The organism is Cupriavidus sp. 05N38 (genome assembly GCF_056397345.1).
The window spans coordinates 57,533-82,919 of sequence record NZ_JBFTNF010000017.1 but is presented as its reverse complement, the minus strand read 5'-3'; the positions used below and the strand labels follow the sequence as shown (position 1 = coordinate 82,919).

The following is a 25,387-nucleotide window of genomic DNA, read 5'->3' as shown; positions in this document are numbered from 1 at the left end:
TGCGCCTGCCGGCGCGCAGCTTACTGCAGCGCTTCCACGTAGCGCTGCGCGTCGAGCGCCGCCATGCAGCCGGTGCCGGCGCTGGTGATGGCCTGGCGGTAGACGTGATCCTGCACGTCGCCCGCGGCGAACACGCCCGGGATGCTGGTGGCGGTGGCATCGCCGGCCAGGCCGGTCTTGGTCACGATGTAGCCGTTGTGCATGTCGAGCTGCCCTTCGAACAGGTCCGTATTGGGCTTGTGGCCGATGGCAATGAACACGCCCGCCAGCTTGAGCTCTTCCACCTTGTCGGTCTGCGTGCTGCGCACCTTGAGGCCGGTCACGCCGGAATCATCGCCCACCACCTCGTCCAGCACGGTGTTGTAGCGGATTTCGATACGGCCTTCCTTCTCGCGCTGGCGCAGGCGGTCGACCAGGATCGGCTCGGCACGGAACTTGTCGCGGCGGTGCAGAAGGGTGACCTTGCTGGCGATATGCGACAGGTAGAGGGCTTCTTCCACGGCGGTGTTGCCGCCGCCGACCACGGCGACTTCCTGGTTCTTGTAGAAGAAACCATCGCAGGTGGCGCAGGCCGACACGCCGCGGCCCATGAAGCTCTCTTCGGAGGGCAGGCCAAGGTACTGGGCCGAGGCGCCGGTGGCGATGATCAGCGAGTCGCAAGTGTATTCGCCGGCATCGCCGACCAGGCGGATCGGGCGCTCCGTCAGCTTGGCCGTGTGGATGTGATCGAAGATGATTTCGGTGTTGAAGCGCTCGGCATGCTCCAGGAAGCGCTGCATCAGTTCCGGGCCTTGCACGCCGTTGGCGTCGGCGGGCCAGTTTTCCACGTCGGTAGTGGTCATCAGCTGGCCGCCCTGGGCCAGGCCGGTGATCAGCACGGGCTGCAGGTTGGCGCGGGCCGCGTAGACGGCGGCGGTATAGCCGGCGGGGCCGGAACCGAGAATCAGCACTTTTGCGTGTTTGGCCATGATGCTTTCCTGTGGCCGGTGCACCTTGCTGCGCACCAGCATGAATCGAAACCAGCATTATAAGTGGACCGGCGTTTGCTCACTGTTGCAAATTCCAATGAGAGCGATAGCCCCGGCCAAGGTTAAAATGGCCGCCACGACAACCCTTAGACGGCAACCCAGACCAGGCATGGCCCGAGCTACCACCACCACCCGTACCGACCCATCCGCGCTGCCTTCGCGCATCGGCAAGCTGCTGGGCGAGGTGCGCTGGTTCCTGCTGCTGGCTGTCACACTGGCCTTCGTCTGCATCCTGGCCAGCTACAGCAAGGCCGATCCCGGCTGGTCGCACGCCAACCAGGTAGCCGATATCCACAACCTGGGCGGCCGCGTGGGCGCCTGGCTGGCCGACGTGCTGTTCTTCGTCTTCGGCTTTTCCGCCTACTGGTGGGCGGTGCTGCTGGTGCGGCGCTGCTGGCGCGGCTGGCGCGCCCTGACCGCCGAGCTGCCCGAGCGCACCAGCGAGGCGCGCCAGGGCCTGGTGGTGAGCTGGATCGGCTTCGGCCTGGCGCTGACCGCCAGCATGGGGCTGGAGGCCATCCGCATGTATCCGCTGCGCTCGGCGCTGCCGCGCGCCCCGGGCGGCGTGCTGGGCGACCTGCTGGGCGGCTGGATGCAGATGGCGCTGGGCTTCACCGGCGCCACGCTGCTGCTGCTGATGACGCTGGCCATCGGCCTGTCGCTGTTCTTCCATTTCTCGTGGCTGTCGGTGGCCGAGCATATCGGCGGCTTCGTCGAGAACCTCTTCCTCGGTTTCAAGGCGCGCCGCGAAAGCAAGCAGGACCGCATCATCGGCGAGGCCGCCAAGGTCGAGCGCACCGAGACCGTGGAAGTGCAGCGGGTCAAGATCGAGGAGGCGGTGCCGGTGCAGATCGTGCGCCCGCAGGCCGTGCCCAAGCACGAGCGCGTGGAGCGCGAAAAGCAGCAGCCGCTGTTCGCCGATATCCAGGACTCCGACCTGCCGCCGCTGGCGCTGCTCGACCCGATCCCGGCGCACCAGGAAACCGTGAGCGCCGAAACGCTCGAATTCACCTCGCGCCTGATCGAGAAGAAGCTCAAGGACTTCGGCGTCGAGGTCAAGGTGGTGGCGGCCTATCCGGGCCCGGTCATCACCCGCTACGAGATCGAGCCGGCCACCGGCGTCAAGGGCAGCCAGGTGGTCAACCTGGCGCGCGACCTGGCGCGTTCGCTGTCGCTGGTGTCGATCCGCGTGGTCGAGACCATTCCCGGCAAGAACTACATGGGGCTGGAGCTGCCCAATCCCAAGCGCCAGACCGTGCGGCTGTCCGAGATCCTCGGCTCGCAGGTCTACAACGAAAGCGCGTCGATGCTGACCATGGCGCTCGGCAAGGACATCGCCGGCAAGCCGATGGTGGCCGACCTGGCCAAGATGCCGCACTGCATGGTGGCCGGCACCACGGGCTCGGGCAAGTCGGTCGGCATCAACGCCATGATCCTGTCGCTGCTGTACAAGGCCAAGGCCGAGTCGGTGCGGCTGATCCTGATCGACCCCAAGATGCTTGAAATGAGCGTCTACGAGGGCATCCCGCACTTGCTGTGCCCGGTGGTCACCGACATGCGCCAGGCCGGCAACGCGCTGAACTGGTCGGTCGGCGAGATGGAGCGGCGCTACAAGCTGATGAGCAAGCTCGGCGTGCGCAACCTGGCCGGCTACAACAAGAAGATCGACGAAGCCGCCGCGCGCGAGGAGAAGATCCCCAACCCGTTCAGCCTGACCCCGGACGCGCCCGAGCCGCTCGACAAGCTGCCGGTCATCGTCATCGTCATCGACGAGCTGGCCGACCTGATGATGGTGGTGGGCAAGAAGGTGGAAGAGCTGATCGCGCGCATCGCGCAGAAGGCGCGCGCCGCCGGCATCCACCTGGTGCTGGCCACGCAGCGCCCGTCCGTGGACGTCATCACCGGGCTGATCAAGGCCAACGTGCCGACCCGCATCGCCTTCCAGGTCAGCAGCAAGATCGATTCGCGCACCATCCTCGACCAGCAGGGCGCGGAGGCGCTGCTCGGCATGGGTGACATGCTGTACCTCGCGCCCGGCACCGGGCTGCCGATCCGCGTGCACGGCGCCTTTGTCTCCGACGAAGAAGTGCACCGCGTGGTGGATAAGCTCAAGGAGGGCGGCGAAGCCAACTATATCGAGGGCATCCTCGAAGGCGGGCTGGCCGAGGGTGATGCCGGCGGCGACAGCATGGGTGGCGGCGCCGGTATCGGCGGTGGCGGCGGCGAAGCCGATCCGCTCTACGACCAGGCCGTCGAAGTGGTGCTGAAGAACCGCCGGGCCTCGATCTCGCTGGTCCAGCGCCACCTGCGCATCGGCTACAACCGCGCCGCCCGCCTGCTCGAGGACATGGAGAAGTCCGGGCTGGTCTCGGCCATGTCGGGCAACGGCAACCGGGACATCCTGGCCCAGCCGGGGGCCGCGCGCGAAGACGACTGAGGCGGCGCGGGTAATATGCACTTGGGTAACATGCAGTTACGCAAGATGCACCCGGTTGCGGAATCCGCGCCGCGCCTGCCGCTCTAACCGTTCATGCGGCGCCGTCGCCCCGGCGCGGCGGCACCTCCACCAAGCAAGGACAAATACATGCGAAACCGCTTTCTCGTGTCGGCATGCGCCGCCTTGGTCATGTCGCTGGCAGTGCCGGCGGCCATGGCGGCCGGCGTCGACCAGCTCCAGAGCTTCGTCGCCAGCGTCAAGAGCGCGCGCGGCGAATTCACCCAGCGCCAGGTCAAGGGGCAGGGCGACAGCCTCAAGGTCACCGGCACCTCCAGCGGCACCTTCGCCTTCGCGCGCCCGGGCAAGTTCACGTGGCGCTATATCAAGCCCTACGACCAGCTACTGCAGGCCGATGGCCAGACGCTCTACATCTACGACAAGGACCTGAACCAGGTCACCGAGCGCAAGCTCGACGGGGCGCTGGGCTCGAGCCCGGCGGCGATCCTGTTCGGCAGCAATGACCTGGAGAAGAACTTCGTGGTGAAGAACGGTCCGGCGCGCGACGGCGTGGAGTGGATCGAACTGACGCCGAAGGCCAAGGACACGCAGTTCGAGCGCATCGGCATCGGCTTCAAGAGCGGCAACCTGGAAGCGATGGAGCTGCGCGACGCGTTCGGCAACACCACGCTGCTGACCTTCAGCGCGATGCAGAAGAATCCCTCGCTGCCCGCCGATACGTTCCGGTTCACGGTGCCCAAGGGTGCCGATGTGATGAAGCAATGAGGCGACGCATGCATACCGTTCTTTCTTTCCGGCCGGCCCTGCGCCGCGCGGGCGCCAGCGTCGGCGCGGCAGCGGCCATGCTGCTCGCGGCCTGCGCCGGTCCTGGCGGCGCCAGCAAGCATTTCGATGTCGATGCGTTCCTGCGGGCCTCCGACACGGCCTTGCCCGAAGTGCTCTCCAACCCCGATTTCCTCTCCGCCACGCAGGCGCCGGCCAACGATTGCGCCGTGCTGCTGCAATCGGTCAGCAGCGGCGTGCTGGAAGGCTTGCCGGCGACCGGCAGCGGGCGCGGTCCGGCCTGGCTGCTGCATCCGGCCGGCGCGCCGGACAAGGTGTGGCTGGTGGTGAGCAAGGCCAGCGGCGAGCGGACCTGCCATGGCCCGTTGCCGGCCGATGCGATGAAAGCCCTGGCGGCGCGCGCCGGCGGCTGAGGCAGGGCGGGCGGCTCACGGCGGCAGAAGATGGCGGCGCGAGCCGCCATTTTTCATGGCTTGGGCGCGGGCTTCGGCCTGGGCTTCGTGCTGCCGGGCGCGGCTGCCTTGCCATCTTCCACGGGTCGGAAGCGCAGCTTGGCGCCGCGTTCCTTGTGGCGCTCGAACATCAGCTTCAGTTGCTCGCGCCGCCGCACATGCATATGGCCAACGGTGCCGTCGGCATAGGGCAGTTTGGCAATCACGCCGCCTGCCGTGTGCTTGGCCAGCAGTTCGTCGAGCGCCTGCCGTGCGCGCACCTGCGCCTGGAGCAGCGCGTCGGCCGGATTGGCGCGCGCGCGCGTCAGGTCGTACGGCAGCTGCACCGGGCCGGCCAGCTGGCGCAGCATGGCGCGGATCTCGGGGCTGTCGAGTTTCGCTTCGTGCAGTATCCAGGCCGCGTCGTGGCGCAGCCACGGCTCGGGGTCGCGCAACTTGCGCAGCAGCGCCTGGCGCAGGTCTGCCTGGCGGTAGCCGTGGGCACGCCGTACCGCGTTCAGCGCGATGCGCCTGACGTGGCCGTTGCCGTGCTCGAACAGGTCCGCCACCAGGCGTTCCACCATGCCGGGCTTTTCGATCTGCTCGGCGATCTGGCCGGCGAGGGCGATCTCGTCCACTGCGCTGATCCGCTCATGCGCGGACATCCGGCTCAGCTTGAACACGAGCATGCGGTAACGAAGCTGCATAACACTCCCTGGAGACCAGAAAACGCTGCGGAACGCGCGCCGGGCAGGATTGCGCCCGGCACGGTCATGGTGCGGCGCGAAGCGGGCCGGTGGCGGCGGGGACCGGTTGACGCGCAAAACGGCGCGTGCGAGAGGGGAGGCCTCGGGCTAAAGGAATATCGGCACGGCGGTCCCCGACTTTAGCGCCCGGCCATGGGACTACCTGCCGAACTTCACGGCGATCGGCTATGCCATGCCCTTGTCGGGCGGGCGCCGTGAGCGCCTGGCGCACGCGCGTCGGCAGCGAGCGCGCCGGCGTGCTGGAGGCCTTCGTGCGCAACGAGCGCGCGCCAAGGTGGGGCGTTCCAGGGCGTCCCGGAGAGCTGCGCCAGGGGGGGTCGCCCGGGCCGCCTGCCGCGATGGTCTACACTGTCGGGTTCCGGGGCGCCGCGGCCCGCCGTGCGCGCCCGCCCTGACCATGAGGCCTGATTACCGTGGCGGACACGCTGTTCTCCGAAGCTCCCGACCGTTCCCAGCAACCGCTGGCCGAGCGCCTGCGCCCGCGCAATATCGACGAGGTCATCGGCCAGCAGCACCTGCTGGGCGCCGGCAAGCCGCTGCGCGTGGCCTTTGCCTCCGGCGAGCCGCATTCCATGATCCTGTGGGGTCCGCCCGGCGTGGGCAAGACCACGCTGGCGCGGCTCATGGCCACCGCCTTCGACGCCGAGTTCATCGCGCTGTCGGCGGTGCTGTCCGGCGTCAAGGATATCCGCGAGGCGGTGGAGCGGGCCGAGCAATACCGTGCCCACGGCCGCCGCACGCTGGTGTTCGTCGACGAAGTGCACCGCTTCAACAAGAGCCAGCAGGATGCCTTCCTGCCGCACGTGGAAAGCGGGCTGTTCACCTTTATCGGCGCCACCACCGAGAACCCCTCGTTCGAGGTCAATGGCGCCTTGCTGTCGCGCGCCGCCGTCTACGTGCTCAAGAGCCTCGACGATGCGGAGCTGACGCAACTGGCCCGGCGCGCCAGCGAGGAACTGGGTGGCCTGCAATGGGAGGACGAGGCACTGGCGCTGACCGTGGCTTCTGCCGACGGCGACGGCCGCAAGCTGCTCAACAATATCGAGATCGTGGCGCGCGCCGCGCGCAATGCCGGCGCCGTCATCGTCGACACTGCGCTGCTCGGCAGCGCCCTGTCGGAAAACCTGCGCCGCTTCGACAAGGGCGGCGATGCCTTCTACGACCAGATCAGCGCGCTGCACAAGTCGGTGCGCGGCTCCGATCCGGATGCCACGCTCTACTGGTTCTGCCGCATGCTCGACGGCGGCGCGGACCCGCGTTATCTCGCCCGCCGCATCGTGCGCATGGCATGGGAAGACATCGGCCTGGCCGATCCGCGTGCCGCCCGCATCACGCTCGACGCGGCCGAGACCTACGAGCGCCTGGGTTCGCCCGAAGGGGAGCTCGCGCTGGCCCAGGCCCTGGTGTACCTGGCGGTGGCGCCGAAGTCCAATGCGGGCTACAACGCCTACAACGCGGCGCGCGCCTTCGTCGCCAAGGACAAGTCGCGCGGCGTGCCGGTGCACCTGCGCAACGCGCCGACCAAGCTGATGAAGGAACTCGGCCACGGCCACGCCTACCGCTATGCGCATGACGAGCCGGAGGCCTACGCCGCCGGCGAACATTATTTCCCGGACGACCTCAAGCGCCAGGGCTGGTACCAGCCCACCCCGCGCGGGCTGGAGGGCAAGATCGCCGACAAGCTGCGGCATCTGCGCGATCTGGACGCGCAGTGGCTGCGCCAGCAGGGCAAAGGCAAGGGCAAGGACGGCGACGGCGGGGCGCAGTAAGGCGTCGGCGCCGGCACCGGGCCGGCTGTCCCGCGGAACAGCGGCCGTGCGGCCGGCCTGTTCCGCGCCGGCCGGATCGGCGTGCCGCCCGGCCGGTGCAGTAAAATGGCGGGTCCGCCGGCATGTCGCTGGCCCAGCACCCTCCACACAAGCAACATGCTAGACATCCAGCTGTTCCGCAAAGACATCGACGCCGTGGCGCAACGCCTTGCCGCACGCGGTTTCCAACTCGACGTAGCGGCCTTCCAGGCACTCGAAGCCGAGCGCAAGCAACTGCAGACCCAGACCGAGGAACTGCAGGCGCGCCGCAACAGCCTGTCCAAGCAGATCGGCATGCTCAAGGGCAAGGGCGAGGACGCCTCGGCCGTGATGGCGGAAGTCGGCGGCATCGGCGACGCGCTCAAGGCCTCGGCCGCGCGCCTGGAGGAGATCCAGGCCCAGTTGTCCGAGCTCATGCTGGCCATTCCCAACCTGCCGCACGAAAGCGTGCCGGTGGGCCGCGACGAAAGCGAGAACGTGGAAGTGCGCCGTGTCGGCACGCCGCGCAGCTTCGATTTCGCGGTGAAGGACCATGTCGACGTGGGCGAACGCCTCGGGCTCGATTTCGAGACCGCGACCAAGGTCACCGGCTCGCGCTTCGCCATGCTGCGCGGCGGCGTCGCGCGCATGCACCGTGCGCTGGTGCAGCTGATGCTGGACACGCACACGCTCGAGCACGGCTATACCGAGATGTACGTGCCGTACATCGTCAATGCCGCCTCCATGCGCGGCACCGGCCAGTTGCCCAAGTTCGAGGAAGACCTGTTCAAGGTGCCGCGCAAGGTTGGCGGCGAGAGCAGCGAAGGTGGCGAGCGCACCGAGAACTTCTACCTGATCCCCACCGCCGAGGTGCCGCTGACCAATATCGTGCGCGACGCCATCGTGGCCGGCGACGATCTGCCGCTGCGCTTCGTCGCCCACACGCCTTGCTTCCGCTCGGAAGCCGGCTCCTACGGCCGCGACACGCGCGGCATGATCCGCCAGCACCAGTTCGACAAGGTGGAACTTGTGCAGGTGGTGACGCCCGAGCAATCGTTCGATGCGCTCGAGCAGCTCACCGGCCACGCCGAGGCCATCCTCAAGAAGCTCGACCTGCCGTACCGCACCATCGTGCTGTGCACCGGCGACATGGGCTTCGGCAGCACCAAGACCTACGACCTGGAGGTGTGGATCCCCGCGCAGAACACCTATCGCGAGATCAGCTCCTGCTCGAACATGGGCGACTTCCAGGCGCGCCGCATGCAGGCCCGCTTCCGCGCGGGGCAGGGCAAGCCGGAACTGCTGCACACGCTCAACGGCTCCGGCCTGGCCGTGGGCCGCACGCTGGTGGCGATCCTGGAGAACTACCAGAACGCCGATGGCTCGCTGACGGTGCCGGCCGCGCTGCAGCCGTATCTGGGCGGCCTGACGCGCCTCGAACCCGAAGCGTAAATTTTCTCGCGCAAAGGGCTTGCGGTCGTGATGGACTTCACCCTATAATCTTGTTCTTCGCGACACGCGACCAAGTTACCGGAGAGGTGGCAGAGTGGTCGAATGTACCTGACTCGAAATCAGGCGTACCGGCGACGGTACCGTGGGTTCGAATCCCACCCTCTCCGCCAGCAGTAAGCAAAACCCCACGATTCCTCACCGGATCGTGGGGTTTTTGCTTTGGGGCAGCGCCCGGCATTCCGGCGAAGGCCAGGGCGCGATGCCGCGCGAACGATGCCCTATCATGTCGTTGCACCGAACCGGACCGCCTCTCCTCTCCATGACCCAGCCTGCTTCCCCATCTTCCAGTCCCGCCCACGCCGGCACGCCCGACGACTTCCTGCCGGGCATGCCATACCGCCATTACAAGGGCGGCGCCTATGCCATCGCGGGGCTCGGTCGTATCGAATCGGACCTCTCGCGCGTGGTGGTGTACGAGTCGATGCGCGACCGCACCGAATTGTGGGTGCGGCCGCTGGACGTCTTCACCGAAGCCGTGGCGACGCCGCAAGGCACGCAGCCGCGCTTCGCGCCGGACTGGCCGGTGGCGCTGGCCTGCCTGGATTTCCTGCCGCGCGCGGCGGTGCTGCAGGTGCTGGCCTGCTACGACGCCCCGTATCGTCGCTATCACGACCGCCGGCATGTGCTCGAGATGTTCGAGGTGGCGCAGGCGCGCGGTATCGCGCTCTCGCCTGCGCAGGCGCTGGCGGTGCTGTTCCATGACGCGGTCTATGTGCCGGGATGCGAGCACAACGAGGCCGCCTCGGCGGCGCTGATCGAGACCATGGCCAGCGGCGTGGAGGCGCAGGCGATGGCGCTGGCCGCGCGCATCGTGATGGATACCTGCGGGCATCATGCCTCGGTACCGGAATCGGGGGTCGTGCTGGACCTGGACCTCCATCGCCTGGCCGCGCTGCAGCCGCAATTCGATGGCTATACCGACGCCGTGTTCGAGGAGAACCGCGCCTTGCTGGCCAATCGTTCCGGCTTGTCCGGCGAGCCCTTGCATGCGGCGTTCCTGCAGCGACGCATTGCCTTCCTGCAGGCGATGGCCCGGCGCGACCGCCTCTTCCTCACCCCGGCCTTTGCCGATTGCGAGGCGCCCGCGCGCGCCAATATCGCGCGCATGGCCGCGGCGGGCTGAATCCGGTGGAGGCTGCCATGGTCGCCGCTCCTGCTCCCTGGCTGACACCGGGCACCGCGCTGGGCGTGGTAGGCCTGCTGGCCGTGTTCGCGCTGCTGGCGCTGTGCGTGGTGCGCGGCCTGCTGCTGGCGATCCGGCCGCTGGTGCGCCGGCTCGACGGCGCTCGCCTGCGCGGGCGCGAAGCGCTGCGCGCGCGATCCGCGCACGCATGGCCGCGCGTGGCGCGCCTGCTGGAGCGCGATATCGCCGAGCTGCTCCTGCTGGTCCTGGCCGGCGTGCTGCTGCTGGCCTGCGGCGCCGCGCTGCTGTGGCTGGGCACGTCGATCGCGCACGGCGCGCCGCTGGTGCGGCTCGACCACGCCGTGTTCGCGCAGTTGCGCGCGTGGCAGCAGGACTGGCTCGATACGGCCATGGTGGCCATCACCGAGCTCGGCGGCGCGCGCGTTTCCGTGGCGGTGGGGGTGACGGTGTTCGCATGGCTGGCGTGGCGTCGGGCCTGGGTGGCCGCCGCTTACTGGGTGGGCGCGCTGGTGGGCGCGCGCGCCTGCGTGATGGTGCTCAAGCTGGTGCTGGAGCGCAGCCGCCCGGCCAGCATCTACGGCGGCCTGGAGTCGTKTTCGTTTCCCAGCGGCCACGCCACCAGCAGCATGGTGACCTACGGCTTCCTGGCCTTCCTGCTGTGCCTGCGCCAGCCGTGGCGCATACGCATGCCGGTGGTGGCGCTGACGGCGGTCGCGGTGACGCTGATCTGCCTGTCGYGGCTGTACCTGGGCATGCACTGGCTGTCGGACGTGCTGGCCGGCTGCGCGCTGGGTCTTGCCTGGATCGTGCTGCTGGGTTGCGCATACCTGACGCTGCACGCGCCGGAGCGCCTGGCGCCGCTGCGCCTGGGCGCGGCCGCCGCGGCCGCGGTGCTGGTGGTGGGGACGTGGATCCTGGTGTTCCAGCTCGCCGGGACGGTGGAGCGCTACCGCCGCGCGCTCACGGCTGGAACGGCGCCGCCGGCGGCAGCTTCGAAACCAGGAGCTGGTCGATCTTGTGATGGTCGATGTCCAGCACTTCAAAGCGATAGCCCGCCACCTCGATGAATTCCGACTTCTTCGGGATGCGCTTGAGCGAGTAGATTACCAGCCCGGCGGCGGTGTCGACATAGTCCTCGCCGGGCAGCTCGTCGAGCTCCAGCGCCTTCTTCAGGTCCACCAGCGGCGTCACGCCGTCCACCAGCCACGAGCCGTCGTCGCGCCGCACGATCTGTTCGTCTTCGCTCGAGTAGATGATGTTGCCCATCAGCGCGCCGACGATATCGTCCAGCGTGACGATGCCCACCACCAGCCCGTACTCGTTCATCACCACCGCGAAGCTCTGGTGCATCTCGCGAAAGCGCGTGAGCGCCTCGGTGAGGGTCAGCGTGTCGGGGATCACCAGCACGTTCTTGTCGTGGTGCTTGCCGATATTGCCGATGTTGCCGATCACGCCGGTGGAATCGTCGGCCAGGAACATCTGCAGGATGTCCTTCGAATCGATGTAGCCCAGCACGTCGTCGAGGTTGTGCCCGCACACCGGGTACTGCGCATGCGGATGGTTGACTAGCTTGCGGCGCAGGCTGTCGGCGGGCTCGTCCAGGCCGATGTAGACCACATCGTCGCGCGGCGTCATCACCGCGGTGACGTTCTTGGCGTCCAGTTCGAACACGTTTTCGATCAGGTGGATCTCGTGCTTGTGCAGCACGCCGGCTTCCGCGCCGGCGTCCACCATGGCGGCGATGTCTTCCGATGTGATCTGGTCGATCTGCTTGGTGGGCAGGCCGAACATGCGCAGGGTGGCGTCGGCCGTGGCGTTGAACACCCAGACCAGCGGCTTGAAGATCTTGATCATGGTCAGCATGGGCCCGATCACCAGCAGCGCGCAGGGCTCGGGGAAGCTCATGGCGATACGCTTGGGGATCAGGTCGGCGAACTGGATGAACAGCAGCGTGACCACCAGGAAGGAACCGACGTTGGCGATCTGCCCGGCGACCGGCGCCTCGAAGTAGGGCAGCAGCGCCGAGTGCAGCAGGTCGGACACGTGCTTCTCGCCGACGATACCGGCGAGGATGGCCACGCTGTTGACGCCGATCTGCACGATGGTGAAGAAATTGCCGGGCTCCTCCTTGAGCAGCATGATCTTGGTGGCGCGGCGGTCGCCGCGCTCGGACAGCGTCTGCAGCTTGGTGCGGCGCGATGCGGTCAGCGCGATCTCGGAAGTCGAGAAGAAGGCGCTGACCAGGATGAGCAGAAGCAGGATTAGGGCAAACATAGGACTCGGGAAGCACCAGATGGGCGCCTCAGGCGCTCTGATAATGGTGCACGGCGCATATTGCTGTCAAATTTCACGGCTTGCGCAAGCGCTATTTCGGGACATGCTCCAAGCTGACCGCGGGCGCCTCCAGGCGCACGGGCAGCGTCGCCGCGAGTTGCCGTGCGGCGTCGGCGAACTGCGCGCACATGTCGTCGGCCAGGCTGGAACTGCCCCTGTGGCTGGCGCGCAGCGCCTGGATCTCGAACGCCAGCGCCGGCTTCACCGCATGCAGCGAGACCTGTCCGGGATTGGCGCCAAGCGCCGTGTACTGGTCGAGCAAGGTCAGGCCGAGGCCGGCATCGACCAGCGCCAGCGCCAGCGAGTAGGTCTGGACTTCCAGCATCGAACGCGGCTCGAGCGCATTGCGCGCCAGCGTCTGGCGCACCAGCAGGCCGAGCGAGCTGTTGTCGTCGTAGGCGATGAACGGACGGTCCACCAGTCGCTGCATCGGCACGTCGGCGCGCCGCGCGCGGGTCGACAGCGGTTCGCCGCGCGGCACCGCCAGCAGCATCTGTCCGCTGGCCACCGGTTCGCTGGCGATGGCCTCGTGGCGCGGCGGCGCGAAGGCGAAGCCCAGATCGATCTGGTTGGCCAGCAAGCCTTGCACGATCTCGTCGGTATGGTGGGTCAGCACCTGCACCTGCGTGTCCGGGTGGCGCGCGCAGAAGCGGCGCACGGCGGGCACCAGCAAGGGGTTGGCCAGGCTCGGCGTGGCGGCCACCCGCAGCCGGCCGGCACCTTTGTGGCGCAGGCTTTCCGAGACGCGCCGCACGCGTTCGATCTCGCCGTAGAGCCGTTCGACGTCGCCGTAGAGGGCATTGGCTTCCGGCGTGGCCTGCAGCCGGCCCTTGATGCGCTCGAACAGGCGGAAGCCGAGCGTGGCCTCGGCGTGCTGCAGCACGCGCGTCACCACGGGCTGGGACACGTGCAGCAGGCGCGCTGCCTCGCTGACGGTGCCGGTCAGCATGACGGCGCGGAAGACCTCGATCTGGCGCAGGCGCATCGGGACGGACGGGTACCTGGGAGCACCCATAGCCTAAAGACATATTCTGGCACGTATTCGCATTGGGCAAGCCGGCCGGGCTGGGCTACGCTGCGCGCATCGGATCGGACGGCAGCGGAGCAGGCAGGCAATGAAGGTTGTGATCGTGGGCGCGGGGGTGGTGGGGATGAGTACGGCCTGGCGGCTGGCGGCCGAGGGGCACGAAGTGAGCGTGCTCGAACGGTGCGCCGGCCCGGGCGAGGAAACCAGCTTCGCCAACGGCGGGCAGCTCAGCTACAGCTATGTGGCGCCGCTGGCCGGGCCGGGTGTGCTGGGCAAGGTGCCGGGCTGGCTGCTGCGCGCCGATTCGCCGATGCGCTTCCGGCCTTCGCTGGACCCGGCGCAATGGCGCTGGCTGGTCGCCTTCGCGCGCGCCTGCAACGCGGCCACCAGCGAAGCCACCACGCGCAAGCTGCTGCGGCTGGCCTTCTACTCGCGCGACCTGATGCAGGCTTTCGTCGACAGCGAGCCGGCGGACTTCGGCTTCGCGCGGCGCGGCAAGCTGATCGTGCACCGCGAAGCCGCCAGCTTTGACGCGGCCTGCCGCCTGCTCGACTACCAGGCCAGCCTGGGCTGCGAACAGCAGGCGCTGGACCGCGATGCCACGGTGGCGCTGGAGCCGGCGCTGGCCGGCATCCGCGGCGACATCGCCGGCGCCATCTACACGCCCAGCGAGGAGGTGGCCGATTGCCATCGCTTCTGCCTGTCGCTGGCATGGTTGCTGCGAGACCGTCCCGGCGTGTCGCTGCGCTTCGGTACCGATGTGCAGGGCATCGAGCGCCAGGGCGAGCGCGTCATCGGCGTGCGCACCGGCAACGGCATCGAGCAGGCCGACGCGGTGGTGGTGGCCGGCGGCATGGGCAGCGTGGCGCTGCTGCGCCCGCTGGGACTGCGTGCGCCGCTGTGGCCGCTCAAGGGCTACAGCATCACCGTGCCGATCCGCGACGGCGCCACCGCGCCGCACATCAGCATCACGGACTTCGCGCGCAAGATCGTCTATGCCCGTATCGGCAATACGCTGCGCGTGGCGGGCATGGCCGACCTGGTGCGCGGGGATACCGTCATCGATCGCAGTCGCATTGCCACGCTGGCCGGCGAGACCGGCGCGCTGTTCGGCGGCATGGCGCGGGACGCGGCGATGCCGGAGCTGCTGCAGCCATGGACCGGACTGCGCCCGGCCACGCCGAGCGGGTTGCCGCTGGTGGGGCAGTCGCGCCTGCGCGGGCTGTGGCTCAACATTGGCCACGGCGCGCTGGGCTTCACGCTGGCGATGGGCAGCGCGGGCCTGCTGGCCGACCTCCTTGCCGGGCGCAAGCCGGCGGTCGAGGCCGGGGATTTCAGCGCGGTGCTGGCGTGAGCCGGCCGGGCATCGAGGGTAGATCACAGTTGCACAGACATTGCGCCGCGTAGTCATATAGCCGCGCGGCCATGGCGCAGCAAATCGCGCAGAAGTACCGCAGCACAGGCCGGCAAGCGGCCTGGCAACGACACGAGCCGTCCCTTCAACCCAAGGAGAAAAACGAGATGAAACTGCACGCACGCCTGCCCCGCCTGAACAGGATTTCCCGCTGCCTGCTGGCGGCCGCCATGCTCGCGGGCGCCGCCGGCGCGGCCAGCGCCGACGACGGCGACACGCTGCGCAAGATCAAGGACACCGGCGTGATCTCGCTGGGCTACCGCGAGTCGTCGATCCCGTTCTCCTATACGAACGGCAAGGACGTGATGGGCTATTCGCACGAGATCCTGCTGCAGATCGTCGACAAGGTAAAAGCCCAGCTGCAGATGCCTGGCCTGCAGGTCAAGCTGATCCCGATCACCTCGCAGAACCGCATCTCGCTGATGCAGAACGGCACCATCGATATCGAGTGTGGCACCACCACCAACAATATCGAGCGGCAGAAGCAGGTGGCGTTTTCCAACAGCCTGTTCGTCTATGGCCTGCGCATGCTGACCAGGAAGGACTCGGGCGTGAAGGACTTCCCCGATCTGAAGGACCGCAACGTGGTGACCACCGCGGGCACCACCGACGAGCGCCTGCTGGTCAAGATGAACGGCGAGAAGGCCATGAACATGAACCTGATCAGCACCAAGGACCATGGCCAGTCCTTCCTGATCCTGGAAAGCGGCCGCGCGGTGGCCTTCGTCATGGACGAGCCGCTGCTCTACGGCGAGCTGACCAAGGCCAAGAGCGCCGGCGACTGGACCGTGGTTGGCACGCCGCTGCAGACCGAGAACTACGCCTGCATGTTCCGCAAGGACGATCCTTCCTTCAAGAAGCTGGCCGACGACGTGATCGCCGGGCTGATGACCAGCGGGCGTGCCGAGCAGCTCTACAAGAAGTGGTTCCAGTCGCCGATTCCGCCGCGCAATATCAACCTCAACTACCCGCTGTCCGCCGACATGAAGGATCTGTACGCCCATCCGAACGACAAGGCGTTCCAGTAAGCGGGCGTCCGGGCGAAGAGGGCAGGGCGGAGGGCACGGACCAAGGCGCGGACCAAGGCGGGGATGAAGGCAGGGACGAAGGCAAGGACGAAGGCAAGGACAGGCAGGGCGAATCGTTATTGCTGAGCGGCGCGGAGTTGCGGTAGGCTCCAAGCCGGACTACGCTCCTATGTGGGCCGCAATCGCGGCCGGCATGCAAGGGCGGACGGTATTCGCCGCGGGTGGCGCGGGCTCCGGTTGCGCGCTGCCTGTTCTGACTGGAGATTTTATGCGATCACTTCGTACCGGCTGCCTGCGGGCATTGTTCGCCGCCGCGCTGCTGGCGACCGGCGCCGCCGCCCAGGCCGCCGACCTGCTCGACACCGTGAAGCAGGCCGGCGTGCTGAGGATCGGGCTCGAGGGCACCTATCCGCCCTTCAACTACCGCGGCACCAGCAACCAGCTCGAAGGCTTCGACGTCGACGTGGCGAAGGGCGTGGCGACCAAGCTGGGCGTCAAGCCGGAGTTCGTCACCACCGAGTGGAGCGGAATCATTGCCGGGCTGCAGGCCGGCAAGTTCGATGTCATCGTCAACCAGGTCGCGGTGACACCGGCGCGCAAGCAGGTGCTGGACTTTTCCACGCCCTACGTCTACTCGGCGGCGCAGCTGATCCAGCGCAAGGACGACAAGCGCCAGTTCAAGTCCCTGGACGACCTCAAGGGCAAGAAGCTGGGCGTGAGCCTGGGCAGCAACTACAACGAGCTGGCCAAGTCGGTGGCCGGCATCGACGTCAAGACCTATCCCGGCGCGCCCGAGTACCTGCGCGACCTGGCCTCGCAGCGCGTGGACGCGGCGCTCAACGACCGCCTGATGATCGGCTACCTGATCAAGACCTCCAACCTGCCGCTGCGGCCCGGCGCCATCGTCGAAGGCGGCAGTTCCGAGGTGGCGATCCCCTTCCGCAAGGACAATCCCAGGTTCGCGCAGGCCATCGACCGCGCGCTCGACGACATGCGCAAGGACGGCTCGCTCGGCAAGCTGTCGGCGAAGTGGTTCGGCAGCGACGTGACCAAGCCAGTCAAGTAAGCGGGCGGCACCTCCTGCCTTAGTTCATGTCCGCTCTCCAGCTCGTCGTCGATTCGCTGCCAGTGCTGATGTAGGGCATGCTGCTCACCATCAAGTTCGCGCTGTCGTCGATGGCCTTCGGGCTGGTGATCGGCATCGTGGTGGCGCTGATGGGCATCAGCCACCGGGCCGTGCCGCGCGCGATCGCGCGCACCTATGTCAGCCTGATGCGCGGCACGCCGCTGCTGGTACAGATCTTCGTGGTGTACTACGGGCTGCCCGGCATCGGCATCGCGCTGGAGCCGACACCGGCAGGCGTGCTCACGCTCAGCCTGAACGTGGGCGCGTATCTTTCCGAGAGCATGCGCGGCGCCATCCAGGGGATCCCGCGCGGCCAGTGGCTGGCGGCCTACAGCCTGGGCCTGACGCAGGGCCAGACGCTGCGCTACGTGGTGGGCCCGCAGGCCCTGCGGCTGGCCGTGCCCAGCTTGTCGAACAGCCTGATCAGCCTGATCAAGGACACCTCGCTGGTGTCGGTGATCACGGTGACCGAGTTGCTGCGTACCGCGCAGGAAGTGATCGCGGCCACTTACCAGCCACTGCCGCTCTATCTTGCGGTGGCGGCCATCTACTGGGTGCTCAGCACGGCGCTGTCGCAGGTGCAGCGGGTGCTGGAGCGGCGCTTGTCGCTGCCGGGGCGGCACTAGGCGCTGACTGCCCGGGCAAAGAAAAAGCCAGCCCGAAGGCTGGCTTTTTCTTTGCCGGCGATACCACGGAACACGGAAGGCAAGTTTTTCTCCCCCTCTCCCATTTCATGAAAGAGGGGCAGGCGTGCCGTGCACCCTACGCCGCTTCGCCGATGCGCTTGGCGATATGGTCAAGCGCCTCTTCCACCTGGTCCACCAGGATCAGGCACAGGTCGCCGGGCTGCAGGTGCTCCAGGGCGGTATCGATGGCGAGGAATTCCCCCCGGATCTCTTGCACCGCGCTGGCGCGCTTTGCGCCCTCCAGGCCTTCGCGCAGCAAGGCCAGCACTTCGCCGTCTTCCCGCCCGCGCTGGCACTGGTCCTGGTACAGCACCACCTGGTCGAACACGCCGCCGAGGATTTCGGTCTGGCGGCGGATGTCGACGTCGCGGCGGTCGCCGGCGCCGCTGATCACCACCGAGCGGCGCTTGGCCGGCATGCCTTCGATGGCGTCGCACAGGGCCTGGATGGCGTCCGGGTTGTGGCCGTAGTCGGCGATCAGGGTGGCGCCCTTGTAGTCGAACACATTGAAGCGCCCCGGGGCGGTGGCCGCATCGTTGACGAAGGTGGCCAGGCCACGGCGGATCACTTCCCAGTCGATGCCGAGCGCCCATGCCGCCGCGGTGGCCGACATGGCGTTCTCGACCTGGAAGCCGATGGCGCCGCCGCGCGTGAGCGGGATGGAGGACAGCGCGAGGCGGACCTGGGTGTCGCCCTCGGCGGCCACGATATGGCCGTCCTCGACGAACACCACACGCTTGCCTTGCGCGCGGTGCGTGGCCATCACGGGGTTGTTCGTGTCGGCGGTGAAGAAGGTCACGGAGCCGGGGCAGGCATCGGCCATGCGCACCACCATGGGATCGGCCGCGTTGAGCACGGCCATGCCGTGCGGCGCCACGTTCTGCACGATGACGCTCTTGAGCACGGCCAGGTCTTCCACGGTGCTGATGTAGGACAGGCCGAGGTGATCGCCTTCGCCCACATTGGTGACCACGGCGACGTCGCAGCGGTCGAAGGCCAGGCCTTCGCGCAGCAGGCCGCCGCGCGCGGTCTCGAACACGGCGGCGTCCACGTCCGGGTGCATCAGCACATTGCGCGCGCTGCGCGGGCCGCTGCAGTCACCGGTGTCGATGCGCTCGCCCCTGATATAGACGCCGTCGGTGCCCGTCATGCCCATGCGCAGGCCGCTGGAGGCGAGCAGGTGGGTGATCAGGCGGACCGTGGTGGTCTTGCCATTGGTGCCCGACACCGCCACCACCGGGATGCGGCCGTCGTCGCCGTCGGCGAACATGGTGGAGATGATGGCTTCGCCAACCGCGCGGCCTTTGCCGTAGGACGGCTGCAGGTGCATGCGCAGGCCCGGCGCGGCGTTGACCTCGACGATGCCGCCGGCCTGTTCCTCGAACGGCTTGAGCACGGTTTCGCAGACTGCGTCGACGCCGCAGATATCGAGCCCGACCATCTGCGCCGCGGCCACGGCGCGCGCGGCCATGTCGGGGTGCACGTCGTCGGTGACGTCGGTGGCGCTACCGCCGGTGGACAGGTTGGCGTTGTTGCGCAGGACCACGCGGGTGCCCTTGGCCGGCACCGAGTCGGCGGTCAGGTTTTGCTTGGCCAGCGTAGCCAGCGCGATATCGTCGAAACGGATCTTGGTCAGCGAGGTGGCGTGGCCCTCGCCGCGGCGCGGGTCGCGGTTGACCTCGTCGACCAGTTCGCGCACGGTGTGCCTGCCGTCGCCGGTGACCTGCGGCGGATCGCGGCGGGCGGCGGCAACCAGGTGCTTGCCGACCACCAGCAGGCGGAAGTCGTGACCGGGGATATAGCGCTCGACGATCACGTCGGAGCTGATGTCGGCGGCAACCTCGAAGGCAGCGGTGACTTCCTCGCGGGTGCGGATGCGCACGGCCACGCCCTTGCCCTGGTTGCCGTCGCGGGGCTTGACCACCACCGGCGCGTTGATTTCCTGGGCCGCGGCCCAGGCTTCGTCGGCATCCGTCACGGTGCGGCCCAGCGGCACCGGCACGCCGGCGGCGTGCAGCAGGGTCTTGGTGAGGTCCTTGTCCTGCGCGATCGATTCCGAGACCGCGCTGGTCATGTCGGTCTCGGCAGCCTGGATGCGGCGCTGCTTGCTGCCCCAGCCGAACTGCACCATGCTGCCCTGGGTCAGGCGGCGGTAAGGGATGCCGCGAGCCACGCCGGCATAGACGATGGAGCCGGTGCTCGGCCCCAGGCGCACATCCTCGTCGAGCTCGCGCAGGCGATGCAGCGCATCGGCAAGGTCGAAGGGCATGTCGTCGCGCGCGGCGCGGCACAGCGTGGCGGCCAGTTCCAGCGCGAGCCGGCCGACTTCTTCCTCGCTGTACTGGACCACCACCTGGTAGGTGCCGGGTTCGACCGTGGGCGCGGTGCGGCTGAAGCTGACCGGGCAGCCGGCTTCGGCCTGCAGGCGCATCGCCGCGCATTCGAGCGCGTGCGCCAGCGACACCACGCCTTCGTTGTCGTCGGGCCGCAGCGGACCGACTTCGGGAAAGCGCGCGCGCAGGCGCTCTTCGAAGCCAGGCAGCTGGGCCAGGGTGTGGGCCTCGTCCGAACACGAAACGATGGCTTCGATGGCGGTGTGGCGGCACCACAGGTTGGGGCCGCGCAGGGCCCGGATACGTGAGACTTCCATGAAATCAGTTTCCTCTTGGATCCGTTCTTCTGCGGTCCGGATCAGGCGCGGCGGCCCGGCTGGCCCATCCACTGGTGGACCAGGTCGATCGTCGGCAGGGTCGAGCCTTCGTCGCACTGCAGGACCAGCAGGTCGCCGGCCACCACTTGTGCGAGCGCGGCCTCGATGGCCTGGCGGCGCGAGCCTTCGTCGATGATCTTGGTCACGCGGCGGCCTTCGTACAGGCCTTGCTTGAGCAGCGCGCGCGCCTCGGCATCGGGCAGGGGGCTCTCGACGGAGCGGTCCTCGCACAGGAAGACGCGGTCGAACGAGGCGCCCAGCACCTTGCCCTGCTTGACCATGTCTTCGTCGCGGCGCCGCAGTCCGGCGCCGTACGCCACCACGCGGCGTTCGGTCGGGAAGCGCTCCAGCGCCGCCACCAGCGCTTCCAGCGCGGGGGCGTTGTGGGCGTCGTCGATCACCACGATGGCGCCGTTGCGCTCGAACAGCGTGAAGCGGCCCGGCACGTCCACCTGGCCGACGTCGAAGGTCACCACGCCGGCGCGGATCAGGTCGTGCGAGATGCCCAGCGCCCAGCCGGTGGCCACTGCCGCCAGCACGTTCTCGACCTGGAAGGCCACGCGCCCGGCATAGGTCAGGGGGATGGCGGCGACATCGGTCAGCGGCGTCTCGCGGCTGCCGGTGGCCAGCACCACCTTGCCGTCGCGCACATACACGGTGCGGCGGCCGGCCGCGCGGTGCGCGGCGATGGCGGGCAGGTCGGCCGAGAGGCCGAAGAAGATCACGTCGCCATCGCACAGCTCGGCCATCTCGACCACCAGCGGGTCGCGCGCGTTGAGCACGGCCACGCCGCCGTCGAGCACCACGTCGACCTGCGTGCGCAGCACGTTGTACATCTTCTCGACTTCCTCGACGTAGTACTGGCCGAGGTGGTCTGGCACGTCGATATTGGTGACCACGCCGACCTGGCAGCGGTCATAGGCGAGGCCTTCGGAGAGGATGGCGCCGCTGTCGTTCTCGAGCACGGCGGCATCGACCGCGCGGTTCATCAGGATGCGGTGCGCGGCGTCCCAGTTGGCGCAATCGCCGCCTTCGACCCGGCGGCGGTCGAGGTAGAGGCCGTCGCTGCAGGCCAGGCCGGTGTGCTTGCCGGACAGTTGCAGCAGGCGCGCCACCAGCTTGGCCACCACGGTCTTGCCATTGGTGCCGGTGATGCCCACCACCGGGATGCGGCCGTTGTCGTCGCCTTCGCCGGCGGGGAACAGGTGGTCCACCACCGCGCGCCCGACCGGGCGCGCTTCGCCGTTGGAGGGCTTGAGGTGCATCAGCAGGCCGGGGCCGGCATTGACCTCGACGATGGCGCCGCGCTGCTCGGCCAGCGGGCGCGAGATGTCTTGCGCCACCAGGTCGACGCCGGCGATGTCCAGGCCCACCACGCGGGCGGCCAGCGAGGCATGCGCGGCCACGCTCGGGTGCACGCGGTCGGTCACGTCGAAGGCGACATTGCCGTTGCGCTGGATCAGCACGTGCTTGCCTTCCGGCGGCACGGAGGCGGCGTCGTAGCCCTGGCGCTTGAGTTCGAGGCGCGCGGCGGAATCCAGGCGCACCTTGTTGAGCGGGTGGTCCTCGGTGCTGCCGCGGCGCGGATCCGAATTGATCTGCAGCTCGATCAGCTCGTCGATGGTCGACTTGCCGTCGCCGGTCACGCTGGCGGTCTCGCCCATGGCGGCGGCGACCAGGCGGCCGCCCACCACCAGCAGGCGGTGTTCGTTGCCGAGCACGAAGCGCTCGACGATGACGCCGCTGCCTTCGTCGATGGCCACCGCATAGGCGGTCTCGACTTCTTCGCGCGTGGTCAGGTTGGTGAACACGCCGCGGCCGTGGTTGCCGTCATACGGCTTGACCACCACCGGCACGCCGATGTCCTCGGCGGCGTCCCAGGCGTCGGCGGCACTTTCCACCAGGCGGCCTTCGGGCACGGGCACGCCGCAGGATTCGAGCAGGCTCTTGGTCAGGTCCTTGTCGCGCGAGATGCTCTCGGCGATGGCGCTGGTGCGGTCGGTCTCGGCGGTCCAGATGCGGCGCTGGCGGCTGCCGTAGCCGAGCTGCACCAGGTTGCCTTCGGACAGGCGCAGGGCGGGGATGTCGCGGTCATCGGCGGCATCGACGATGCAGGCGGTGCTCGGGCCCAGGCAATGCCGGTCGACCAGGCGGCGCAGGTGGTCCACGGTCTCCTGGACGTCGTAGGGACGGTCCTCGATGGCAGCCATCACCAGGTCGCGCGCGGCGAACAGGGCGGCGCGGGTGACGTCTTCGTGCCAGGCCCGCACGATCACCTTGTAGACGCCGCGGATCGGGGTCTCGCGCGCCTTGCCGAAGCCGCCGGGCATGCCCGCCAGGTTCTGCAGTTCAAGCGTGACGTGTTCCAGGATATGGCCCGGCCAGGTGCCTTCCTTGAGGCGCTGGAGGAACCCGCCGCGCTCGCCGATGCTGCAGCGGTGCTCGATCAGCGAGGGCAGCCAGGTCGACAGGCGTTCGTAGAATCCCGGGATAGTGTTGGAGGGAAAATCCTCCAGTTCCCCGATATCGACCCACGCCTCCAGCACGGGCCGATATGTCCACATATTCGGGCCGCGCAGCGACATGACATCGAAAATCTCAATGTCCTTCTTTTTCATTGATTTAGCTTGAGGCAGTGGGCGAGTGCCCGAGAAATAGAAGCCTAACCTTTCACTAACGTTACAACGGTCAGCCGGTTGACTTTCTTGATTAAAAAGCGATTGTGCAATGCATCAGGACGCCCGTGCGTTTGGCCTTATGTATACTGCGGGCAAATTGACGGGCCGCCAGAGCGTGCCCGCCCTAAATTGTTTCAAGTTATGTCCATGCCAGGGACGCAGCATGCCGTGCCAACGATGACCCGACCTTCCTTGCCCGCGATTGATACCGACGCCCAGAACGAACCGTGGCGCAACGAACTCGGCACCCGCCTGGTGCCCGGCGAGGCCGTGCTGGCCTGGCTGGAGGTGGATCTCGACGCGAGGCTGCATTTTACCCAAGGCTGGGTACTTGTGACGGATCGTCGTCTGCTGGCACGCACGCCGGGCCAGGATGACTGGCAGGAATGGGCCATCGAGGCCGGATTATCGCTGCATCACATCGATCATGCCGGCGTCGGCACGCTCGAACTGCAGGGCGCCGGGCGGGTGCTGGCCAGCTGGCGCTACACGCTGGGCCACAACCCGGCCGCGCTGCGCCTGATCGACCAGTTCCATGCCCAGCGCGACCTCACGCAATCGGGCCGGCTGGGGCTGGCCGGTGCCGAGACCGAGAACATCTGCCCGACCTGCAAGGCGCCGCTGGCGCCGGACGACGAACAATGTCCGCAATGTAGCCGCGACCTGGAAACGCCGCCTTCGACGTGGGCACTGCTGCGTTTGTGGCGCTTTGCCCGGCCGTACCGCTTCGAATTGCTGGCCGGTTTCCTGCTGACGCTGCTGTCGACGGCCGCCACGCTGGTGCCGCCGTACCTGACCATGCCGCTGATGGACAATGTCCTGATTCCGTACCAGAACGGCGTGCCGATCGACCATGACCGGGTCAAGCTCTACCTGGCCGGCCTGCTGGGCGCCGCGCTGGTGGCGTGGAGCCTGGGATGGGCGCGCACCTACCTGCTGGCGCGCGTATCCGAGCGCATCGGCGCCGACCTGCGCACCACCACCTACGAACACCTGCTGCGCCTGTCGCTGGAGTATTTCGGCGGCAAGCGCACCGGCGACCTGATGGCCCGCATCGGCTCGGAGAGCGACCGSATCTGCGTGTTCCTGTCGTTGCATCTGCTSGAYTTCGCCACCGACGTGCTGATGATCGTCATGACGGCGGCCATCCTGATTTCCATCAATCCGTGGCTGGCGCTGGTGACGCTGGTGCCGCTGCCGTTCATCGCGTGGATGATCCACCTGGTGCGCGACCGCCTGCGCCACGGCTTCGAGAAGATCGACCGGATCTGGTCCGAGATCACCAACGTGCTGGCCGATACCATCCCGGGCATCCGCGTGGTGAAGGCTTTCGCCCAGGAAAAGCGCGAAGTGGAGCGTTTCCGCGAGGCCAACCGACACAACCTGGCGATCAACGACCGCGTCAACGCGGTATGGTCGGTGTTCACGCCGACCGTCACGCTGCTCACCGAGATCGGCCTGCTGGTGGTGTGGATCTTCGGCATCTGGCAGGTGTCGCATAACGCCATCACGGTCGGCGTGCTGGTGGCCTTCCTGACCTATATCAGCCGCTTCTACACGCGCCTGGATTCGATGAGCCGCATTGTCTCGGTCACGCAGAAGGCGGCCGCGGGCGCCAAGCGCATCTTCGACATCCTCGACCATGTATCGAGCGTGCCGGAGCCGGTGCGTCCGGTGCACCTGGAGCGCGTGGAAGGCGCAATCGAGCTGCGCGACCTGGGCTTCCGCTATGGCAACCGTGCCGTGATCCGCGGGCTCAACCTGTCGATCSMGCCGGGCGAGATGATCGGCCTGGTGGGKCACAGCGGWTCSGGCAAGAGCACGCTGGTCAAYCTGATCTGCCGYTTCTAYGAYGTSTCCGARGGGGCGATCCGCGTSGACGGCGTGGATATCCGCTCGCTGCCGGTGTCGGAGTTCCGTCGCCATATCGGGCTGGTGCTGCAGGAGCCGTTCCTGTTCTTCGGCACGATTGCCGAGAACATCGCCTACGGCAAGCCGGGCGCGACCCGCGAGGAAATCATCGGCGCCGCGCGCGCGGCCCACGCGCACGAATTCATCCTGCGCCTGCCGCACGGCTACGATTCGCTGGTGGGCGAGCGCGGGCAGGCGCTGTCCGGCGGCGAGCGCCAGCGCATCTCGATCGCGCGCGCGCTGCTGATCAACCCGCGCGTCCTGATCATGGACGAGGCCACCTCGTCGGTGGATACCGCCACCGAGAAGGAGATCCAGAAGGCGCTGGACAACCTGGTGCAGGGCCGCACTACCATCGCCATCGCGCACCGCCTCTCCACGTTGCGCAAGGCGGACCGGCTGGTGGTGATGGACCGCGGGCAGATCGTGGAAGTGGGCGGGCACGAAGAGCTGCTGGCCCGCGAAGGCGCCTACTACAAGCTCTACCAGGCGCAGGCCCGCAATGTCGACACCGACGCGGACCAGGATCTCGATACCGCCGAAGCGGTCAACGTGTAAGCAGGCGG

The 25,387-nt window shown here is 67.9% G+C and carries 18 protein-coding genes and 1 tRNA gene; 13 read left to right on the top strand and 6 right to left on the bottom strand.

Translation table 11 applies throughout. The features are described 5' to 3' along the window. Positions 1 to 20: 20 nt before the first annotated feature. The gene (gene trxB, locus AC1DK4_RS15035; RefSeq protein WP_441612553.1) at positions 21 to 968 is read right to left on the bottom strand and encodes a thioredoxin-disulfide reductase; all 948 of its coding nucleotides are present in this window, start codon (positions 966 to 968) and stop codon (positions 21 to 23) included. Positions 969 to 1,137: 169 nt separating this feature from the next. Here trxB and AC1DK4_RS15030 point away from each other — a divergent pair, with 169 nt between their 5' ends. The 3 genes from AC1DK4_RS15030 (at position 1,138) to AC1DK4_RS15020 (ending at position 4,679) form a co-directional block, all read left to right on the top strand. Next, positions 1,138 to 3,465, top strand: a complete 2,328-nt coding sequence (locus AC1DK4_RS15030) for a DNA translocase FtsK (protein WP_441612552.1) — start codon at positions 1,138 to 1,140, stop codon at positions 3,463 to 3,465. A 147-nt stretch (positions 3,466 to 3,612) separates the two neighbouring features. Further along, a complete protein-coding gene (gene lolA, locus AC1DK4_RS15025; RefSeq protein WP_441612551.1) occupies positions 3,613 to 4,248 on the top strand; it encodes an outer membrane lipoprotein chaperone LolA in 636 nt (211 codons plus the stop codon). Between the two features lie 8 nt (positions 4,249 to 4,256). After that, positions 4,257 to 4,679, top strand: coding sequence for a hypothetical protein (locus AC1DK4_RS15020; RefSeq protein WP_441612549.1), 423 nt, complete (start codon positions 4,257 to 4,259; stop codon positions 4,677 to 4,679). 53 nt (positions 4,680 to 4,732) lie between these two features. Here the strand turns inward: AC1DK4_RS15020 and AC1DK4_RS15015 are convergent, their stop codons facing one another. Further along, entirely contained in the window at positions 4,733 to 5,404 is a 672-nt protein-coding gene (locus tag AC1DK4_RS15015) for a hypothetical protein (RefSeq protein WP_441612548.1), read from the bottom strand. 473 nt (positions 5,405 to 5,877) lie between these two features. On the opposite strand from AC1DK4_RS15015, the gene AC1DK4_RS15010 reads away from it, so the two are divergent. From AC1DK4_RS15010 to AC1DK4_RS14990, 5 genes are all read left to right on the top strand, one after another. Next, positions 5,878 to 7,233, top strand: coding sequence for a replication-associated recombination protein A (locus tag AC1DK4_RS15010; RefSeq protein WP_441612547.1), 1,356 nt, complete (start codon positions 5,878 to 5,880; stop codon positions 7,231 to 7,233). A 156-nt stretch (positions 7,234 to 7,389) separates the two neighbouring features. Continuing rightward, positions 7,390 to 8,703 carry a serine--tRNA ligase gene (gene serS, locus AC1DK4_RS15005; protein WP_441612546.1) on the top strand — a complete coding sequence of 438 codons (1,314 nt, stop codon included), beginning with the start codon at positions 7,390 to 7,392 and terminating at the stop codon, positions 8,701 to 8,703. 80 nt (positions 8,704 to 8,783) lie between these two features. After that, a tRNA-Ser gene (locus AC1DK4_RS15000) sits at positions 8,784 to 8,873 on the top strand. 149 nt (positions 8,874 to 9,022) lie between these two features. After that, a complete protein-coding gene (locus tag AC1DK4_RS14995) occupies positions 9,023 to 9,886 on the top strand; it encodes a DUF1653 domain-containing protein (protein ID WP_441612545.1) in 864 nt (287 codons plus the stop codon). 17 nt (positions 9,887 to 9,903) lie between these two features. Continuing rightward, positions 9,904 to 10,974 carry a phosphatase PAP2 family protein gene (locus tag AC1DK4_RS14990; RefSeq protein WP_477131615.1) on the top strand — a complete coding sequence of 357 codons (1,071 nt, stop codon included), beginning with the start codon at positions 9,904 to 9,906 and terminating at the stop codon, positions 10,972 to 10,974. Here the strand turns inward: AC1DK4_RS14990 and paeA are convergent. Further along, positions 10,868 to 12,181, bottom strand: coding sequence for a polyamine export protein PaeA (gene paeA, locus AC1DK4_RS14985; RefSeq protein ID WP_441612543.1), 1,314 nt, complete (start codon positions 12,179 to 12,181; stop codon positions 10,868 to 10,870). The two genes, AC1DK4_RS14990 and paeA, sit on opposite strands and share 107 nt — an antisense overlap. Before the next feature lie 91 nt (positions 12,182 to 12,272). Further along, positions 12,273 to 13,226 carry a LysR family transcriptional regulator gene (locus AC1DK4_RS14980; protein ID WP_441612728.1) on the bottom strand — a complete coding sequence of 318 codons (954 nt, stop codon included), beginning with the start codon at positions 13,224 to 13,226 and terminating at the stop codon, positions 12,273 to 12,275. Between the two features lie 130 nt (positions 13,227 to 13,356). On the opposite strand from AC1DK4_RS14980, the gene AC1DK4_RS14975 reads away from it, so the two are divergent. The 4 genes from AC1DK4_RS14975 to AC1DK4_RS14960 all read left to right on the top strand — a co-directional run bounded on the left by AC1DK4_RS14975 (position 13,357) and on the right by AC1DK4_RS14960 (position 17,462). Next, complete coding sequence (locus AC1DK4_RS14975) at positions 13,357 to 14,622, top strand: D-amino acid dehydrogenase (RefSeq protein WP_441612542.1); 1,266 nt, start codon at positions 13,357 to 13,359, stop codon at positions 14,620 to 14,622. 167 nt (positions 14,623 to 14,789) lie between these two features. Then, positions 14,790 to 15,710, top strand: coding sequence for a glutamate/aspartate ABC transporter substrate-binding protein (locus AC1DK4_RS14970; RefSeq protein WP_441612541.1), 921 nt, complete (start codon positions 14,790 to 14,792; stop codon positions 15,708 to 15,710). Between the two features lie 268 nt (positions 15,711 to 15,978). After that, positions 15,979 to 16,776 carry a transporter substrate-binding domain-containing protein gene (locus AC1DK4_RS14965; protein ID WP_441612540.1) on the top strand — a complete coding sequence of 266 codons (798 nt, stop codon included), beginning with the start codon at positions 15,979 to 15,981 and terminating at the stop codon, positions 16,774 to 16,776. Positions 16,777 to 16,853: 77 nt separating this feature from the next. Then, positions 16,854 to 17,462 (top strand): amino acid ABC transporter permease, encoded by a 609-nt coding sequence (locus tag AC1DK4_RS14960; protein WP_441612539.1) that lies wholly within the window; start codon positions 16,854 to 16,856, stop codon positions 17,460 to 17,462. A 136-nt stretch (positions 17,463 to 17,598) separates the two neighbouring features. On the opposite strand, the gene cphA (AC1DK4_RS14955) is transcribed toward AC1DK4_RS14960, so the two are convergent. Next, on the bottom strand, positions 17,599 to 20,172 hold the full coding sequence (gene cphA / locus AC1DK4_RS14955; RefSeq protein WP_441612538.1) for a cyanophycin synthetase: 2,574 nt from the start codon (positions 20,170 to 20,172) through the stop codon (positions 17,599 to 17,601). 41 nt (positions 20,173 to 20,213) lie between these two features. Continuing rightward, complete coding sequence (gene cphA / locus AC1DK4_RS14950) at positions 20,214 to 22,850, bottom strand: cyanophycin synthetase (RefSeq protein ID WP_477131614.1); 2,637 nt, start codon at positions 22,848 to 22,850, stop codon at positions 20,214 to 20,216. 237 nt (positions 22,851 to 23,087) lie between these two features. Here cphA (AC1DK4_RS14950) and AC1DK4_RS14945 point away from each other — a divergent pair, with 237 nt between their 5' ends. Next, complete coding sequence (locus tag AC1DK4_RS14945; protein WP_477131613.1) at positions 23,088 to 25,379, top strand: cyanophycin metabolism-associated ABC transporter; 2,292 nt, start codon at positions 23,088 to 23,090, stop codon at positions 25,377 to 25,379. The last annotated feature ends 8 nt before the right edge of the window (positions 25,380 to 25,387 follow it).

Coding starts and splice junctions, on each gene's coding strand:
- AC1DK4_RS14960 (WP_441612539.1), top strand. CDS start 16,854: ATGCTGCTCACCATCAAGTTCGCGCTGTCGTCGATGGCCTTCGGGCTG.
- AC1DK4_RS14995 (WP_441612545.1), top strand. CDS start 9,023: ATGACCCAGCCTGCTTCCCCATCTTCCAGTCCCGCCCACGCCGGCACG.
- lolA (WP_441612551.1), top strand. CDS start 3,613: ATGCGAAACCGCTTTCTCGTGTCGGCATGCGCCGCCTTGGTCATGTCG.
- AC1DK4_RS14980 (WP_441612728.1), bottom strand. CDS start 13,226: ATGCGCCTGCGCCAGATCGAGGTCTTCCGCGCCGTCATGCTGACCGGC.
- trxB (WP_441612553.1), bottom strand. CDS start 968: ATGGCCAAACACGCAAAAGTGCTGATTCTCGGTTCCGGCCCCGCCGGC.
- serS (WP_441612546.1), top strand. CDS start 7,390: ATGCTAGACATCCAGCTGTTCCGCAAAGACATCGACGCCGTGGCGCAA.
- paeA (WP_441612543.1), bottom strand. CDS start 12,181: ATGTTTGCCCTAATCCTGCTTCTGCTCATCCTGGTCAGCGCCTTCTTC.
- AC1DK4_RS15030 (WP_441612552.1), top strand. CDS start 1,138: ATGGCCCGAGCTACCACCACCACCCGTACCGACCCATCCGCGCTGCCT.
- AC1DK4_RS15015 (WP_441612548.1), bottom strand. CDS start 5,404: ATGCAGCTTCGTTACCGCATGCTCGTGTTCAAGCTGAGCCGGATGTCC.
- AC1DK4_RS14970 (WP_441612541.1), top strand. CDS start 14,790: ATGAAACTGCACGCACGCCTGCCCCGCCTGAACAGGATTTCCCGCTGC.
- AC1DK4_RS14965 (WP_441612540.1), top strand. CDS start 15,979: ATGCGATCACTTCGTACCGGCTGCCTGCGGGCATTGTTCGCCGCCGCG.
- cphA (WP_477131614.1), bottom strand. CDS start 22,850: ATGAAAAAGAAGGACATTGAGATTTTCGATGTCATGTCGCTGCGCGGC.
- AC1DK4_RS14975 (WP_441612542.1), top strand. CDS start 13,357: ATGAAGGTTGTGATCGTGGGCGCGGGGGTGGTGGGGATGAGTACGGCC.
- cphA (WP_441612538.1), bottom strand. CDS start 20,172: ATGGAAGTCTCACGTATCCGGGCCCTGCGCGGCCCCAACCTGTGGTGC.
- AC1DK4_RS15020 (WP_441612549.1), top strand. CDS start 4,257: ATGCATACCGTTCTTTCTTTCCGGCCGGCCCTGCGCCGCGCGGGCGCC.